Annotated in this window: 13 protein-coding genes; 6 read left to right on the plus strand and 7 right to left on the minus strand. The window is 59.1% G+C overall.

Features of this window, described 5'->3' with window-relative positions; translation table 11 throughout:
- The first annotated feature begins 7 nt into the window (after nt 1–7).
- Together CRO62_RS06805 and galE are read left to right on the plus strand one after the other, a co-directional pair.
- The gene (locus CRO62_RS06805) at nt 8–445 is read left to right on the plus strand and encodes a hypothetical protein (RefSeq protein ID WP_097099671.1); all 438 of its coding nucleotides are present in this window, start codon (nt 8–10) and stop codon (nt 443–445) included.
- A gap of 198 nt (nt 446–643) precedes the next feature.
- Nucleotides 644–1,627: a UDP-glucose 4-epimerase GalE gene (gene galE / locus CRO62_RS06810; protein WP_097099672.1), complete on the plus strand. Its 984-nt coding sequence runs from the start codon at nt 644–646 to the stop codon at nt 1,625–1,627.
- A gap of 101 nt (nt 1,628–1,728) precedes the next feature.
- Here galE and CRO62_RS06815 read toward each other — a convergent pair whose 3' ends face one another.
- Nucleotides 1,729–2,304, minus strand: a complete 576-nt coding sequence (locus tag CRO62_RS06815; protein WP_004432071.1) for a PRC-barrel domain-containing protein — start codon at nt 2,302–2,304, stop codon at nt 1,729–1,731.
- A 238-nt stretch (nt 2,305–2,542) separates the two neighbouring features.
- Here CRO62_RS06815 and CRO62_RS06820 point away from each other — a divergent pair, with 238 nt between their 5' ends.
- Entirely contained in the window at nt 2,543–4,267 is a 1,725-nt protein-coding gene (locus tag CRO62_RS06820) for a sensor histidine kinase (RefSeq protein WP_097099673.1), read from the plus strand.
- 300 nt (nt 4,268–4,567) lie between these two features.
- Here the strand turns inward: CRO62_RS06820 and CRO62_RS06825 are convergent, their stop codons facing one another.
- Both CRO62_RS06825 and CRO62_RS06830 read right to left on the minus strand, forming a co-directional pair.
- Entirely contained in the window at nt 4,568–5,557 is a 990-nt protein-coding gene (locus tag CRO62_RS06825; protein ID WP_097099674.1) for a sensor histidine kinase, read from the minus strand.
- Between the two features lie 95 nt (nt 5,558–5,652).
- The gene (locus CRO62_RS06830; RefSeq protein ID WP_004432063.1) at nt 5,653–6,447 is read right to left on the minus strand and encodes a response regulator; all 795 of its coding nucleotides are present in this window, start codon (nt 6,445–6,447) and stop codon (nt 5,653–5,655) included.
- Between the two features lie 137 nt (nt 6,448–6,584).
- Between CRO62_RS06830 and CRO62_RS06835 the strand changes: the two genes are divergently transcribed.
- Both CRO62_RS06835 and CRO62_RS06840 read left to right on the plus strand, forming a co-directional pair.
- On the plus strand, nt 6,585–6,791 hold the full coding sequence (locus CRO62_RS06835) for a NepR family anti-sigma factor (protein ID WP_004432062.1): 207 nt from the start codon (nt 6,585–6,587) through the stop codon (nt 6,789–6,791).
- Nucleotides 6,791–7,357 (plus strand): RNA polymerase sigma factor, encoded by a 567-nt coding sequence (locus CRO62_RS06840; RefSeq protein ID WP_004432061.1) that lies wholly within the window; start codon nt 6,791–6,793, stop codon nt 7,355–7,357. Before CRO62_RS06835 ends, CRO62_RS06840 begins: the two co-directional genes overlap by 1 nt.
- Nucleotides 7,358–7,423: 66 nt before the next feature.
- On the opposite strand, the gene CRO62_RS06845 is transcribed toward CRO62_RS06840, so the two are convergent.
- Complete coding sequence (locus tag CRO62_RS06845; RefSeq protein ID WP_004432060.1) at nt 7,424–7,894, minus strand: Lrp/AsnC ligand binding domain-containing protein; 471 nt, start codon at nt 7,892–7,894, stop codon at nt 7,424–7,426.
- 175 nt (nt 7,895–8,069) lie between these two features.
- Between CRO62_RS06845 and putA the strand changes: the two genes are divergently transcribed.
- A complete protein-coding gene (gene putA / locus CRO62_RS06855; RefSeq protein WP_097099675.1) occupies nt 8,070–11,756 on the plus strand; it encodes a trifunctional transcriptional regulator/proline dehydrogenase/L-glutamate gamma-semialdehyde dehydrogenase in 3,687 nt (1,228 codons plus the stop codon).
- A 43-nt stretch (nt 11,757–11,799) separates the two neighbouring features.
- Here the strand turns inward: putA and CRO62_RS06860 are convergent, their stop codons facing one another.
- From CRO62_RS06860 to CRO62_RS06870, 3 genes are read right to left on the minus strand one after another with little or no spacing between them, the layout of a single operon-like run.
- Nucleotides 11,800–12,627: an ABC transporter ATP-binding protein gene (locus CRO62_RS06860; RefSeq protein ID WP_097099676.1), complete on the minus strand. Its 828-nt coding sequence runs from the start codon at nt 12,625–12,627 to the stop codon at nt 11,800–11,802.
- Nucleotides 12,628–12,635: 8 nt separating this feature from the next.
- On the minus strand, nt 12,636–13,415 hold the full coding sequence (locus tag CRO62_RS06865; protein ID WP_097099677.1) for an ABC transporter permease subunit: 780 nt from the start codon (nt 13,413–13,415) through the stop codon (nt 12,636–12,638).
- Between the two features lie 23 nt (nt 13,416–13,438).
- Nucleotides 13,439–14,392 carry an aliphatic sulfonate ABC transporter substrate-binding protein gene (locus CRO62_RS06870; protein ID WP_004432036.1) on the minus strand — a complete coding sequence of 318 codons (954 nt, stop codon included), beginning with the start codon at nt 14,390–14,392 and terminating at the stop codon, nt 13,439–13,441.
- Nucleotides 14,393–14,616: the final 224 nt, after the last annotated feature.

Genomic DNA, 14,616 nt, shown 5'->3' on the forward strand with positions numbered 1-14,616 from the left:
CCGCATCATGCTTGAGGCATTGCTGGTCTATCTGGGAGACACCCAGCGTGAAGGACGCGTTGTGACGCGGCGCCTGCGCGCCACGATAATCCTTTGGGTGCTGACCGGGATATTCTTCCTGATCGCCTTCGTAGCTGCTGTCGTGGCGGGGTCCATCTATCTTGCCCGGCATGTCGGCGCAGGGCCCGCCGCGCTTGTCGCAGCCGGTACAGCGTTTCTGCTTGGTGTCATCATGCTGGTGGCGCTGGCGATCGTCAAACGTCCGAGAGCCTATGTTGCAAGACGACCCGTCGCATCCTTGACGGCGGCTCCCTTGACCGCAGCACCTCTGGCGTTGCAATCGCTGCTGACGCTGGCGATCCAGGCGCGCCCCTATGCGACGCTCGCCGTTGCCATGGCTGCCGGCTTTCTGGCAACCAGAGCCAATACCAGGAAAAAGAAATAGGCACGCCTTCGGGCGCGTTTAATTCTCTTCGTCAAACTCTCATTTGCTGCTGCGCATCCAGACCATGGATGCGCAGTTTTTTTTATGTTACCCGCGATGGATAGACTGGTTGATGGTGCGCAGTGCCACGCCGCCCTTATTTGAACAAAGTGAAATACAGTCTCCCGCACGTCCCGTGCTTTTTCTGAAAGGCGATTGATGAAGAAGAAAGTCCTTGTCGTCGGCGGTGCCGGCTATATCGGTTCGCATACCTGCCTTCTCCTGTCTGAGCGGGGATATGAACCGGTTGTTTTCGACAATCTGTCCAATGGACATGAGGAATTCGTCCGCTGGGGACCCTTCGAGCAGGGCGACATTCGCGACCGCGCACGCCTGGACGAGGTTTTCGCCAGGCACCAGCCGGAGGCCGTACTCCACTTTGCGGCGCTGATTGAAGTCGGCGAATCGGTAAAGCAACCCGTAGCCTTCTACGACAACAACGTCATCGGTTCGCTCAACCTGCTGTCTGCCGCCATTGATGCCGGGGTAACGGCATTTGTTTTCTCCTCCACCTGCGCCACCTACGGTTTGCCGGAACAGGTGCCGATTGACGAGACGCACCGTCAGGCGCCGATCAACCCCTACGGCCGCACCAAATGGGTGGTTGAGCAGGCGCTGAAGGATTACAGCACCTATAAGGGGCTGCGCTCGGTCATGCTGCGCTATTTCAATGCCGCAGGTGCAGATTTCGAAGGCCGCATCGGGGAATGGCACAAGCCGGAAACCCACGCTATCCCGCTTGCCATCGAGGCGGCACTCGGTCGGCGTCAGGGCTTCAAGGTGTTCGGCACGGATTATGACACCCGCGACGGCACCTGCGTGCGTGACTACATCCATATTCTCGATCTTGCCGACGCCCATGTGCGGGCGGTGGACTATCTGCTGGCGGGCGGTGAAACGGTTGAACTCAACCTCGGCACCGGCACCGGTACGACAGTGAAGGAGTTGCTGGCGGCGATTTCGGACGTATCCGGCCGTCCCTTCCCGGTGGAATATACCGACCGCCGCGATGGCGATTCCACCACCCTTGTCGCCAATAACGACAAGGCAAAGGCGATTTTGGGCTGGGAGCCGCGTTATTCCCTATCTGATATCATCAAATCCGCCTGGGCCTGGCATTCCTCGCGCAACGCCGGGGACTGAGCGAACACAATTTAAAACAAAAAGACACCGGCCCAATGGCCGGTGTCTCTCGCGGGACGCCTGTTGAGGTCGGTCCCGCTCCTGCCTCCCAGGTAAGGGGATCAGGGCTTGGTGGCGGACGTGGTGGTGCTGTCCGGAGCTGCCGGCGTTGCCGCGCTCTTTTCGCTGGCCTGCTGTTCCAGCGTCTTGAATTCCGGAGCAGCCTTCAGCGTTTCCGCCGTTTCGGTCGTCGTCAGGCGAATGGTGCCGTCCTGCGTGTTGCGGGTCATCGTTACCTTGTCCATGGGCACCGCGACATCCTTGGCACCGATGCCGAGGAAACCGCCGACGCCAATCACGGCTGCGACGAGACCGCCGTCTTTTTCCATGATGAGGTTGGTGACGTTACCGATGCTCTCGTCGGCTGCGGTATAGACCGACTTGCCGATGTAATCATTGGCGCTGATCTGCGTTTCGCCCTGCTGGGTGATGTAAGCACCGCCAGTCGTTGCGGCCGCGCTGTCATTGGCCAAAGGAGCCGCCGGCGCCATCGGGGTGGCGGGAGGCGTTGCGGGTTCGGTCTGCGCACTCGGATTTGCCGGTGCTGGCTGGGTTGTACCCTGGGCGATGGCAAGCGGCGCGAAAGCCGTCGTGCCCATCAGGGCGGCGGTGACGAGTATCGTAAGTTTCTTTGCCATTTTCGTACCTTCCTTTCATCGTTTTCGACTGGCCGGGCGGTGACGAATTTCGCTTTCCACTCCATGACCGGTTCGCTTTGCAAACGGGCTGACCATTGAAATGGTTCCGATTTTTTCAGTCGCATCGACGCGATTGCGACATTTTGCGGCTCCCGAACGAAAAAATCAGGCATTGCTAAAGGAGGATGGCGCGGTATTATCCGTGACGTAACAATGCCGTAACTGCCGGAGTTTTTGCATGCCTCAACCCGGCAAAAAACTGAAAGACATGTTCTCGGCTTTGCGTCGACGCAGTGCGAATTTTTTTCCGACGGCCTCCATCGGCACCTATCTGGTGGTGATGGCAACCGTCATCACCCTGCCGCTGATCCTTTTCGGCGGCTACTTGATGCTGCGCCTTGAAAGCGAAAAGCGCGACGACCTGCAACGGGAGACGATCGAGGATGTCAGGGTCGTCAGCCGCAACATCGATCGGCGTCTGCAGGAAATAGCCACCTCGCTCAATCTGCTGTCGCAGTTCCCGGAACTCGAGAATGGCAATCTTGCCGCTTTTCAGGGGCGTGTTGCCGAAAGCCTGAAACGGGAGGGCCTGTACGCCATTCTCGCCACCAAGGAAGGCGAACAGTATCTCAATACCCGGGTGTCATTTGGCCAGCCTCTCAGCAAGGTGCCGGCCGAGGCCAATCTGGCCAAGGCAATCGAATCCCGTCGGATCACCGTTTCGGACATGTTTTTCGGCGCGACGAGCAAGGAATGGGTGTTCAACGTTACCCTGCCGCTCGACCCCAATCTGGGATCCGCCGGAGATGCCCTGATCCTGACGCAGAATACAAGTGACCTGAGCCGGCTCATTCCCACGGAAAACCTGCCGCGCAACTGGGCGGTCGCCATTATCGACGGTAACAATCGTGTTGTCGTTTCCAGTGCGCAGAATGGGGTGGAAGTGGGCAAGCCATTTGCCAGCCCCGCCATTCTTTCAGAAATGCAGGCCTTCAGCGGCAATTTCTTCGACGACAAGGGTAATCTCTATGCCTATGCCCAATTGCCGGGCTGGCAATGGCGAACCGTGATGTGGGGGCCACTTGCCGCAAGTCAGGCAGCATTGGTCGACACGTGGCGGCAAATGATGATCGGCAGCACGATGCTGGTGCTCATCGCCATCGGCGGCGCCTATCTGGTCGGCCGGCAATTGCGCAGTTCCATTCGCGATCTCACGCTCATGGCTGAACGCATCGGTGAAGGCGAGATCGTGGCGCCCGTCGACACCAAGATCAAGGAGGCCAACCAGGTCGCCGTCGCGCTCTCCAATGCTTCCTTCGACAGAAGCCAGTCGGAAGAACGGCTGCAACTTCTGCTGCACGAACTGGTTCACCGCTCCAAGAATATTCTGACGCTGGTTCAGGCGATGATCCGGCAATTGGGGCGGGAAAACAAAAGCATCCCGGAATTCCAGAAAGAGGTGGACCACCGCCTGCGCGGTCTCGGAATGTCGATCCGGGCATTGGCGGAGGTTCAATGGCAGGGCTTGCCGATCCGTAAGCTGATCGAGACCCACCTCGACGTTTTCGGCACCGTTTCGGAACGCTTCGAGTTGTCGGGGGACGATTTCATGCTTTCCCCGGAAGCGGCGCAGAATTTCGGGCTCGTGGTGCATGAGCTGACGACGAATTCCATCAAATATGGCGCTCTGTCGGTTGCGCTCGGAAAAATCACGGTGAGCTGGAAGCCGCTCGAAAAAGATGGACGTCAGATGATTTATATCGTCTGGACCGAAACGGGCGGGCCACCGGCGACAGAACCAAGCCGCAAGGGCTTTGGTACCACGGTCATCAAAAGGCATGCGGAAGGTGCATTCGGCGGACAGGTGGTTACGAAGTATCGCGAAACCGGGTTCGAATGGTCGCTTGAAGCGCCGATGCGCTATTTTATACCCAAGCGACCCGATCAGGCAGGCCCGCTTTGAAAGATGGCGTGCTGGCCCCCCCGTACCGGCAGCCGAACAGCAGCCAATTTCGCCCTCCGCAAAAAAAATGCGTTTTAGTGGAACCGAATTAGGGCGGATGCATTTTCACTGCAGGCCAAGCAATTCCCCCGTCCCCGCCTGAAGCTTGGCTGACAATAAACAGGTTTCACCCCTGAAAACCTGTCATAAAAATAGCACGGCTCTTTCATGGGCCGTGCTTTTTTATTGCGTTCTCGCAAAAACGGCCGAATTCCCTGCCTATGAGGCAGGTCTCCAACCGAGGGCCATTATTTCGAAATTTCAAATGTCGGCGACGTCCCCGGAAGGAAATTTCAGCCGGTAGACGATCCGCTCGGGCGTGAGCTGATATTCGGCACTTCCGCCCAATGCGGATGGAACGACCTTTTCCAGCACGACGCTGCCGAAACTGCCGCGCCTCGCCTGCGCCGGCTCTTTCGACGGCATGATCGGCTCTATCCACTCAACGATACAAAAATCGCCTTCCTGGCGGCATTGCAGCGAGATTGGCGGATGATAGGCGAGATTGCCGCTGTGGCTGACCGTATTGACGACCAGCTCATGGAAAGCCAGACCGATATAAAGCGCTCCATTCGGATTGAGCAGCAGGTTTTCACCTTCCATGTGGATGAGATTAGGATATTCCGGCACATAGAGATCGAATTGCTGGCGAAGAAGCTCGAATATGCGAGCACCTCTCCAGTCGGAATCCGTGATGAGATCCTGACTTTGGGCAAGCGCGTGTAACCGCCCCCGAAACTTGCGCAGAAAATCATCCTTGGTGAGGCTGAAACGGGCCGTCTGGCCCGCAAGGCTCTGGATGATCGCCAGAAGGTTCTTGGAACGGTGGCTGACCTCGCGCAGCAGCGAGCGCAAAAGCTGCTCGCGCCGCCGTTCCGCCGTCACCTCGCGAATGGTGGTTTTCATCACCGCCTGCTTCGCCTGGTTGAAGGTGGAATGGATTTGGAACTGGAAAACCCGGTCATTGCCGGCATTAACTTCCAGCATGCCCCGACTGCCCACCACATTCATATCTTTTTTGAGTTCGGCAAGCCGCTCTGAAAGATCGTTGCCAAACACATTTTCATCCGTGGGATGGCTATCGGTCGGCAGACGCCACACATCCGGCAGGTTGGCCACGAATATATACTCGCGGTTCCAGTCCTGTAACATGACTGTCTCGCCCGAATCGAGCAAAGCGAGGACGAGCGAATCGTGCAGCTCGCTCTCGTTCCTCTCCGCGTTATGCCATGCCAGCCGATGCAAATTCATCTCCCTGCAAAAAGCCGTGAGATCACCTCACGACCGTAACCGCGAACGTCCGGGTACCGTAGTTGTTCCCGGACAGTCTACGGTTTCGGCAAATTTCACGCCGCGACGCGAGAGCTTTCGTTGAAAAACAGGGCCTGGCTGATAAGCGCTTTCACCATGTCCGGGTTGAACGGCTTTGTAACGAGGAATGTCGGCTCAGGCCGCTCACCCGTCAAAAGACGCTCAGGGAAGGCGGTAATGAAGATCACCGGCAGAGACGTCATCTGAAGGATCTCCTTCATGGCATCAAGCCCGGAGCTGCCGTCTGCAAGCTGGATGTCGGCAAGGATCATCTTCGGCTGCGTGCGGTTGAAGAGATCGATAGCCTCCGCATGCGTGCGGGCAATACCCGTAACGCGATGGCCGAGATCGGTGACCATCTGCTCGATATCCATGGCGATCAGAGGTTCGTCCTCAATAATCATGATATCGGTCGCAACCTGGCGGGCGATTTCAGAGGCCGCCTCATCGATCAGCTGGCCGATCTGGGCTTCAGTTACCCTCAGAACCTCTGCTGCTTCCGAAGCTGTGAACTCTTCGACCGTGGTCAGAAGGAAAGCCTGGCGGGCGAGCGCTGGCACCGCAGAGAGGTTGGCGGAAGCGCGCTTTTCCCAACCTGACAGGTTTTCATCGGCCTTTATATTGATCGTGACGGAACTAAAAATCGATACGAACAATTGATAAAGCGAAACCCGATCGTTGCTTGTCGGCGGGAAGATGCTGATATCGGCGATCAGAGCTTCAAGTGTTGCTGCAACATAGGCATCGCCAGTGGATTGAGAGCCGCAAACGGCACGCGCGAACCTGCGCAGATATGGCAGGTGCGGTGCGATGCGTGTAGAAACTGACATGGAATTCTCCCCTTTCATGCGGTCTGCAACGCAAACCCACGATAGCAACGTGCGCATCATAAAAAAAGTTCCGGATCGCCGGAACTATTTTTTTCATCGCGCATTCTTGCCACGACACAAAAGGAATACCGGACGTTATGAACATATTTCAATCGGACCAAGATTCTCCGGACAATCCGGCCAACCCTCAGGTCCCGCACTCTGGGCGGGCGGTGATTTCCCGCAAGCTCAGGGAACTCTACGATGCTGTTCAGGAAGAAGGCATCCCTGACAAATTCCTCGACCTTCTCGAGAAACTCGATGAAGCCGAAAACAGAGCCAAAGACAAGGCTTCGGGGGAATGATGGCGAAAGAGCCGGAGCAGACAGAATACAATTTCAAACGGGAAATGCTGGCGGCACTGCCAAACCTGCGGGCATTCGCGATCTCACTCATCCGTTCGAGGGATCGCGCTGACGACCTCGTGCAGGATACGATCATGAAGGCCTGGGCGAAACAGGAGAGTTTCCAGCCCGGCACCAATATGCGCGCATGGCTGGTGACGATCCTGCGTAACGAATTCTACAGCCAGATCCGCAAGTCCGGCCGCGAAGTACAGGATACCGATGGGGTTTACACCTCGCGCCTGTCCGTGCCGCCAGAACAGCATGGTTCGGTCGATCTTCAGGATTTTCGTACGGCACTTGCAAAATTGCCCGACGATCAGCGCGAAGCGATCTTGCTGATCGGCGCCTCCGGCTTTGCTTACGAAGAAGCAGCCGAGATTTGCGGTTGCCCGGTTGGTACGATCAAGAGCCGTGTCAGCCGCGCGCGATTGCGCCTGCAGGAACTTCTCGGCATCGAAAACGAAAACGAGTTCGGTCCTGACGCGCAGATGAGCGCCGTTACCGCCGCAGCCACCGCGCGCTGAACCGACGGAATTCGCAAAGCATTAGACGGGTAGGCTCGTGCCTGCCCGTTTTTCTTCGCCGCGTCGTCAGATACCGGTCTCCTTGACCGACTGCATCACGACGAATGTCGAAGTGTTGGAAACCGATGGCAGGCTGGAGATTTTTTCGCCGAGCACCCTTCGGTATTTGCGGATATCGCTGGTGCGCACCTTCAGTAGATAATCGAAGGCGCCGGCGATCATGTGGCATTCCTCCACCTCCTTGATCTTGCGCACCGCCGTGTTGAATTCCTCAAGTGCCTTTTCGCGTGTGTCGGAAAGCTTGACCTCTGCGAAGGCGATATGGTCGACGCCCAGTTTCTGCGGATTGAGCACCGCACGGAAGCCCAGAATATAACCTTCATCCACCAACCGCTTGAGCCGCGTCTGGCACGGCGTCTTGGAGAGGCCGACCCTTTTCGACAGTTGCAGCACCGACATGCGCCCGTCTTCGCTGAGGGCCTCGAGAATCTTGAGATCGAAGTGGTCCAGATCGTCTGTTTTATGACTATTAGCCATGTGATTTCACGCCAATTTTGAATAATAAAAGTTCATATGGCCTGTTCTATCCTCAAAATAGGACCATAGCAATTTTTACGGCAATGATATTGTACGCAGCAGAATGACAAGCGGGGAGCGGAGGACACGCTGCCGCTGACAGTCTGTCTTCAACAGCTTTTTCAGGATTTTCAGAATGGCCGATGGTGCAAGCAAAGCCGATGTAAACCCGCAGCAGACGGTGAACGGTATTTTCCAGAATTTTGCACCCCCCGTGCGCGAGCAGAGCCCGTTGCGCAAAGCAATTACCGCCGCTTACCGCCGCCCCGAGGAAGAGTGCCTGGCGCCTCTGATCGAAGCGGCGACCGTCACGCCCGAGCAGGCCACAGCCATTCGCACCACGGCAACCAAGCTGATCGAGGCATTGCGCGCCAAGACGAAAGGCACCGGCGTCGAGGGGCTGGTGCAGGAATATTCGCTTTCCAGCCATGAGGGCGTGGCCCTGATGTGCCTTGCCGAAGCACTGCTGCGCATTCCCGACACTGCCACCCGCGACGCGCTGATCCGCGACAAGATCGCCCGCGGCGACTGGAAGTCCCACATCGGCGGCGGGCGCTCGCTGTTCGTCAACGCCGCCACCTGGGGTCTCGTCATCACCGGCAAGCTGACCTCGACGGTCAATGACAGCGGCCTTTCGGCGGCGCTGACCAAGCTGATCGCCCGGGCTGGCGAACCCGTCATTCGCCGCGGCGTCGATATGGCGATGCGCATGATGGGCGAGCAATTCGTGACCGGCGAAACGATCGGCGAAGCGATCAAGCGCTCGAAACCGCTGGAGGAACAGGGTTTCCAATATTCCTACGACATGCTTGGCGAAGCAGCGACCACCGCCAAGGATGCGGAGAGTTACTACAAGGACTACGAAAACGCCATCCACGCCATCGGCAAGGCCTCCGCCGGGCGTGGCATCTATGGCGGGCCAGGCATTTCCATCAAGCTTTCAGCCCTGCATCCGCGCTATGCCCGTGCGCAGGCAGAGCGGGTAATGGCGGAGCTTCTGCCGCGTGTAAAATCCCTGATGCTGCTCAGCAAGAAATACGATATCGGCCTCAACATTGACGCCGAGGAAGCTGACCGGCTGGAACTGGCGCTCGATCTTCTGGAGGAACTGGCGCTCGACAAGGATCTCACCGGCTGGAACGGCCTAGGCTTCGTTGTGCAGGCCTATGGCCGCCGCTGCCCCTTTGTTCTCGACTACATCATCGATCTCGCCCGACGTGCCGGTCGCCGCATCATGGTGCGTCTGGTCAAGGGCGCCTACTGGGATGCGGAGATCAAGCGCGCGCAGGTGGACGGGCTGGAAGACTTCCCGGTCTTCACCCGCAAAGTGCACACGGATGTCTCCTATATCGCCTGCGCCCGCAAGCTGCTTGCCACGCGTGACGTCGTGTTCCCGCAATTTGCGACCCACAACGCCCAGTCCATGGCGACCATCTACCATCTCGCCGGTCCGGACTTCAAACTCGGTGATTATGAGTTCCAGTGCCTGCACGGCATGGGCGAACCGCTTTACAGCGAAGTCGTCGGCAGGAAGAAGCTCGATCGTCCCTGCCGCTTTTATGCGCCTGTTGGCACCCACGAGACGCTGCTTGCCTATCTCGTCCGCCGTCTGCTGGAAAACGGCGCGAACTCCTCCTTCGTCAACCGCATCGCGGATCCCGCCGTGCCGGTGGCTTCCCTGCTGGAAGATCCGGTCACCGTGGTCAAGGCTTACCCCGTTCCCGGCGCACGGCACGACCGCATTGCTGCACCCGCTGGTCTCTTCGGCCCCGAACGGGCAAATTCCGCCGGTCTCGATCTTTCGAATGAAACGGCACTTGCCGCGCTGGACAACGTCCTCAAGGCAGGTGCGACGACGGAATGGAAAGCCGCAGCACCGCAGGCAGGCGGAAAGACACGCCCGGTCCTCAATCCCGGCGACCACAATGATGTCGTCGGTTATGTAACCGAACCGACAGAGGCCGATGTCGCAGCGGCAATGCAGCGGGCCGCAGCCTCCAACTGGTCTTCCACGCCGGTTGAAGAGCGCGCCGCCTGCCTGGAGCGCGCTGCCGACCGGATGCAGGCCGAGATGCCGGCCCTGCTTGGCCTCATCATGCGCGAGGCCGGAAAATCCATGCCGAACGCCATTGCCGAGGTGCGCGAGGCGATTGACTTCCTGCGTTACTACGCGGCGGAAGTGCGCAAGACCTTCAAGGCCGACCAGACACCGCTCGGCCCGGTCGTCTGCATCAGCCCGTGGAACTTCCCGCTTGCCATCTTCATCGGCCAGGTAACGGCAGCACTGGTTGCCGGTAATCCGGTGCTGGCAAAGCCCGCCGAAGAAACTCCTCTGATCGCCGCGCAGGGTGTGCGTCTGCTGCATGAGGCAGGCGTTCCGCAGGACGCCGTGCAGCTTCTGCCAGGTGACGGCAAGACCGGTGCGGCGCTGGTCGGCTCAGCGCTCACGGCGGGTGTGATGTTCACGGGCTCCACGGAAGTGGCGCGGCTCATTCAGGGTCAACTCGCAGGCCGGGTTCTCGCAAACGGCCAGCCCGTTCCCCTGATTGCCGAGACCGGCGGCCAGAACGCGATGATCGTCGATTCTTCGGCGCTTGCCGAGCAGGTCGTCGCCGACGTCATCGCCTCTGCCTTCGACAGTGCCGGCCAGCGTTGCTCGGCGCTTCGCATTCTCTGCCTGCAGGAAGATGTGGCCGACCGCACCCTGACGATGCTGAAAGGCGCGCTGCACGAATTGCGCATCGGCCGCACCGATAGCCTTTCCGTCGATGTCGGCCCCGTCATCACCGCTGAAGCTAAAGGCATCATCGAAAAACATGTCGACAGCATGCGCGCACTCGGCCACCGGATCGAGCAGATTTCGCTTGCTGGCGAAACCGGCAAGGGCACCTTCGTGCCACCGACAATCATCGAGATGAAATCGCTCGCAGATCTGAAGAAAGAGGTCTTCGGGCCGGTGCTGCACGTCATCCGATTCAAGCGCGACAATCTCGACCGGCTGATCGACGAGATCAACGCCACCGGCTATGGCCTGACCTTCGGCCTGCATACGCGTCTTGACGATACCATCCAGCATGTACTGTCGCGCGTCGCGGCCGGTAATCTCTATGTGAACCGCAACATCATCGGCGCCGTTGTCGGCGTCCAGCCCTTTGGCGGGCGTGGCCTCTCCGGCACCGGCCCCAAGGCGGGCGGCCCGCTCTATCTCGGCCGCGTCACACAAACCGCGCCGAAGATCGACCGTGTTGCCAGCCAGCAGGACCAGGCGGCTGTCGATCTCGCCCGCTGGCTGGATGAAAACGGCCAGAGCGTTGCAGCCGAAGCCGCAAGACAGGCCGCAGCCCTTTCCGGCCTCGGTTTTGAAACCGAACTGGCTGGCCCTGTCGGCGAACGCAACGTTTATGCGCTGCATCCGCGCGGCAAGGTGCTGCTTATTCCGGCCACCGAGCAAGGGCTTTATCGCCAGCTTGCTGCAGCGCTTGCCACCGGCAACTCGGTCGTCATCGACAATGCGTCGGGGCTGGAAAAGTCGATCTATGGATTGCCGGCAACCGTCACCTCGCGCATCACCTGGGCGGATAGCTGGGAAAAATCCGCCCCCTTCGCCGGCACGCTGATCGAGGGCGATGCGGAACGTGTCGTTGCAATCAACAAGAAGATCGCCGCCCTGCCCGGTCCGCTGGTTCTGGTTCAGGCCGCCACGACGGAAGCGCTTGACCGTGAAACCCAGCCCTACAATCTCGACTGGCTGGTGGAAGAAGTCTCCGTCAGCGTCAACACAACGGCCGCCGGCGGCAATGCCAGCCTGATGAGCATCGGCTGATTATCTGGTTCCGGCGGGGTCTCGACCCTGCCGGTCCATCACATCACCCACCGATTTCGCCACGACCGAAAAGCTGGTTCAGAACCTGCTCTTCAAGCCGCGCAAATTCCGGGGTGCCGTGTCGTCGCGGACGCGGCAGTTTCACATCGAGATCAAGGGCGATGCGCCCCTCATCAATCACGACGATGCGGTCTGCAAGTGCGACGGCTTCCGAAACATCGTGCGTAACGAGAACGGCGGTGAATTTCTGCTTGCGCCAGATGCGCTCCAGCAGAAGCTGCATTTCGATACGGGTGAGCGCATCGAGCGCCCCGAGGGGTTCATCCAGCGCCAGAATTTGCGGATGCGCCACCAGCGCGCGTGCCAGCGCCACGCGCTGCTTCTGGCCTCCAGACAGGACATAGGGCCATTCGCCCGCCCGGTCTTTCAGCCCGACCTCTTCGAGAATGGCGAGCGCCTGCTCGTGCGCCGCCTCACCTTTGGCGATGCCGGTCAGGCCGACGGACACATTGTTTGCGATGCGCTCCCATGGCAGAAGGCGCGGCTCCTGAAACATCATGCGAGTGCGGCTCGATGCGTCTTTCGAAACGGTGCCGCTTGTGGGCGCGTCAAGACCGGCAAGAATACGCAGAAGCGTGCTCTTGCCGCATCCACTCTTGCCGATAACAGCCAGAAACTCGCCTTCCCGCACATCGAGATCGATGCCGCGCAGAACCGGTTTATCGCCAAAGGTCTTGGTCACATTGCGGAAGCTGAAGGCGACCTTGCTGTCGTTCTGCTTGCCGCGCTGTTCAACCCTGGTCTCCGCCCCGGAAGGGGAGGATGATGGGGCATCGGGGCGTCTCAACGTCGTAACATTGCTGGTCGACATGGGTTACCTCAGACTTTCTTGAAGGCTGGATGCCACTGCAGGAAGATGCTTTCGAGGAAGCGGGCGAAACTGTCCGCCAGCTTGCCAAGAAGCGCGTAAATGAGGATCGACAGTACGACGACATCGATCAGCAGGAACTCGCGCGCCTGCATGGCCATGTAGCCGAGGCCGGAAGAGGAGGAGATCGTTTCCGCCACGATAAGCGTCAGCCACATGATGCCAAGCGCATAACGCAGGCCGGTGAAAATGGACGGCAGCGCGCCGGGCAGGATCACCCTCCGGAACAGGGTGAGGGGCGACATGCCATAGGTTCGGCCCATCTCCACTAGTTGCGGATCGACCCCCTGAATGCCGAGCAGCGTGTTGATGTAGATGGGGAAAAACACCCCGAGTGCCACGAGAAAAAGCTTTGCCTCCTCGTCGATCCCGAACCAGAGGATGACGAGCGGAATGAGCGCCAGATGCGGGATGTTGCGGATCATCTGCAGCGTCGTGTCGGTAAAGCTGCGGGAAAACCGCGACAGTCCGTTGGCCAGCCCGAAGGTGAAACCAATCGCGCCGCCAACGGCGAAACCGGCTAGAGCGCGAGCGGAGCTGACACCGATATTGGCGATGAGTTCCCCCGAAAGCAAAAGCCGCCAGAAAGCTTCCGCGACGGCAGAGGGAGCCGGCAGGACGTTTGCCGAAATGAGGCCGACGCGGGCAGCAAGCTCCCAGCCGGCAAGAATGATGGCAGGAAGCAGCCAGCCCGTGATGCTTCCAGCCTCGATACGCCTTCTGATGCTCATCGCGAAGCCCTCCGTATCCGGGATCAGTTGGTGGCGCCTGACCAGACGGCATCCTTGATGCTGATCTGCTTAGGGATCAGGCCCAGGCGATAAAAGCGGTCGGCAGTTTCCTGCTGGCTGGCAATGATCTTGTCATCGATCTTCGAAATGCCGAATTCCGAACGGTTCGCAGCCAGCGTCTGCGCTTCCAGCGGTACACCTGTCACCTCATGCAGGGCTGCCGCAACCTTGTCGCGGTTGGCGGCGGACCATTTGGCCGCCTCGCCCAGGGCATCAAGCGTGATATTGATGGTGTCGGCATGGGATTTGGCATAGTCGCGGTTGGCGAGGAAATAGGTGCTCACGTTGAGAACCTCGCTGGTACGGGCCAGAGTGACGGGCTTATAGCGGGTCTCGGCAATTGCATAGAACGGATCCCAGACGGCCCAGGCGTCGATCTTGTCGCTGGCAAAGGCTGCCGCCGCGTCCGCCGGGCTGAGATAGACCACGTCGATATCGCTAAATTTCAGGCCGTTCTTCTCAATTGCCGCCACCAGCAGATTGTGGGCGCTGGTGCCCTTGCCGACGCCGACCTTCTTGCCCTTCAGATCGGCAACCGACTTTATACCGCTCTCGGGCTTGGTGAAGATTGCCTCACCCTTGCCGTTCGAGGGAAGGGCCGCAACGTAAACGATGGCCGAACCGGCCGCCTGACCGAAGATTGGCGGCGCATCGCCCGTCCAGCCGACATTGATGGAGCCAACATTCAAGGCCTCCACCAGCGGCGGGCCTGCGGTGAATTCGACCCACGAAACCTTGACGCCTTTGGCCTCAAGCGCCTTTTCGATGACGCCCTGTTGCCTCGCGATCACCGGCAGGCCGGTTTTCTGATAACCGATCTTCAGCTCTTCCGCCGCCTGCGCCTGCAAGGGCAGAACGGATAATGCAGCGGCAACAAGAAAACTGGCGGAGAGGGCACGACGGGTAATGGCTGGCATTTTAGCTCCTTGTCGCCGACCCCTGGGGCCGGTTTGCGATATGGAGCAATGCTAGGGTTTTCGATGAAAACGATAGAGAGAGGATAATTCAATATGAGCGATATTGCGGGAATAAAATTCCGCAGAGACGCCCCTTTCCCGTAAATCATCGCAGGAGGCATCACCCAGCCTGCTTAATAGACGAATGCCGGTGCGGACTGGCCGCACCGGCATGATGGATCAAT

Origin of the sequence: Rhizobium sp. AN6A, from assembly GCF_900215635.1 — a bacterium.
GTDB lineage: Bacteria > Pseudomonadota > Alphaproteobacteria > Rhizobiales > Rhizobiaceae > Agrobacterium > Agrobacterium tumefaciens.

Excerpts from the sequence above, each read along its gene's own strand:
- galE (WP_097099672.1), top strand. The coding sequence starts at position 644 with ATGAAGAAGAAAGTCCTTGTCGTCGGCGGTGCCGGCTATATCGGTTCG.
- CRO62_RS06820 (WP_097099673.1), top strand. The coding sequence starts at position 2,543 with ATGCCTCAACCCGGCAAAAAACTGAAAGACATGTTCTCGGCTTTGCGT.
- CRO62_RS06845 (WP_004432060.1), bottom strand. The coding sequence starts at position 7,894 with ATGGCTAATAGTCATAAAACAGACGATCTGGACCACTTCGATCTCAAG.
- CRO62_RS06830 (WP_004432063.1), bottom strand. The coding sequence starts at position 6,447 with ATGTCAGTTTCTACACGCATCGCACCGCACCTGCCATATCTGCGCAGG.
- putA (WP_097099675.1), top strand. The coding sequence starts at position 8,070 with ATGGCCGATGGTGCAAGCAAAGCCGATGTAAACCCGCAGCAGACGGTG.
- CRO62_RS06865 (WP_097099677.1), bottom strand. The coding sequence starts at position 13,415 with ATGAGCATCAGAAGGCGTATCGAGGCTGGAAGCATCACGGGCTGGCTG.
- CRO62_RS06840 (WP_004432061.1), top strand. The coding sequence starts at position 6,791 with ATGGCGAAAGAGCCGGAGCAGACAGAATACAATTTCAAACGGGAAATG.
- CRO62_RS06860 (WP_097099676.1), bottom strand. The coding sequence starts at position 12,627 with ATGTCGACCAGCAATGTTACGACGTTGAGACGCCCCGATGCCCCATCA.
- CRO62_RS06815 (WP_004432071.1), bottom strand. The coding sequence starts at position 2,304 with ATGGCAAAGAAACTTACGATACTCGTCACCGCCGCCCTGATGGGCACG.
- CRO62_RS06870 (WP_004432036.1), bottom strand. The coding sequence starts at position 14,392 with ATGCCAGCCATTACCCGTCGTGCCCTCTCCGCCAGTTTTCTTGTTGCC.
- CRO62_RS06805 (WP_097099671.1), top strand. The coding sequence starts at position 8 with ATGCTTGAGGCATTGCTGGTCTATCTGGGAGACACCCAGCGTGAAGGA.
- CRO62_RS06825 (WP_097099674.1), bottom strand. The coding sequence starts at position 5,557 with ATGAATTTGCATCGGCTGGCATGGCATAACGCGGAGAGGAACGAGAGC.
- CRO62_RS06835 (WP_004432062.1), top strand. The coding sequence starts at position 6,585 with ATGAACATATTTCAATCGGACCAAGATTCTCCGGACAATCCGGCCAAC.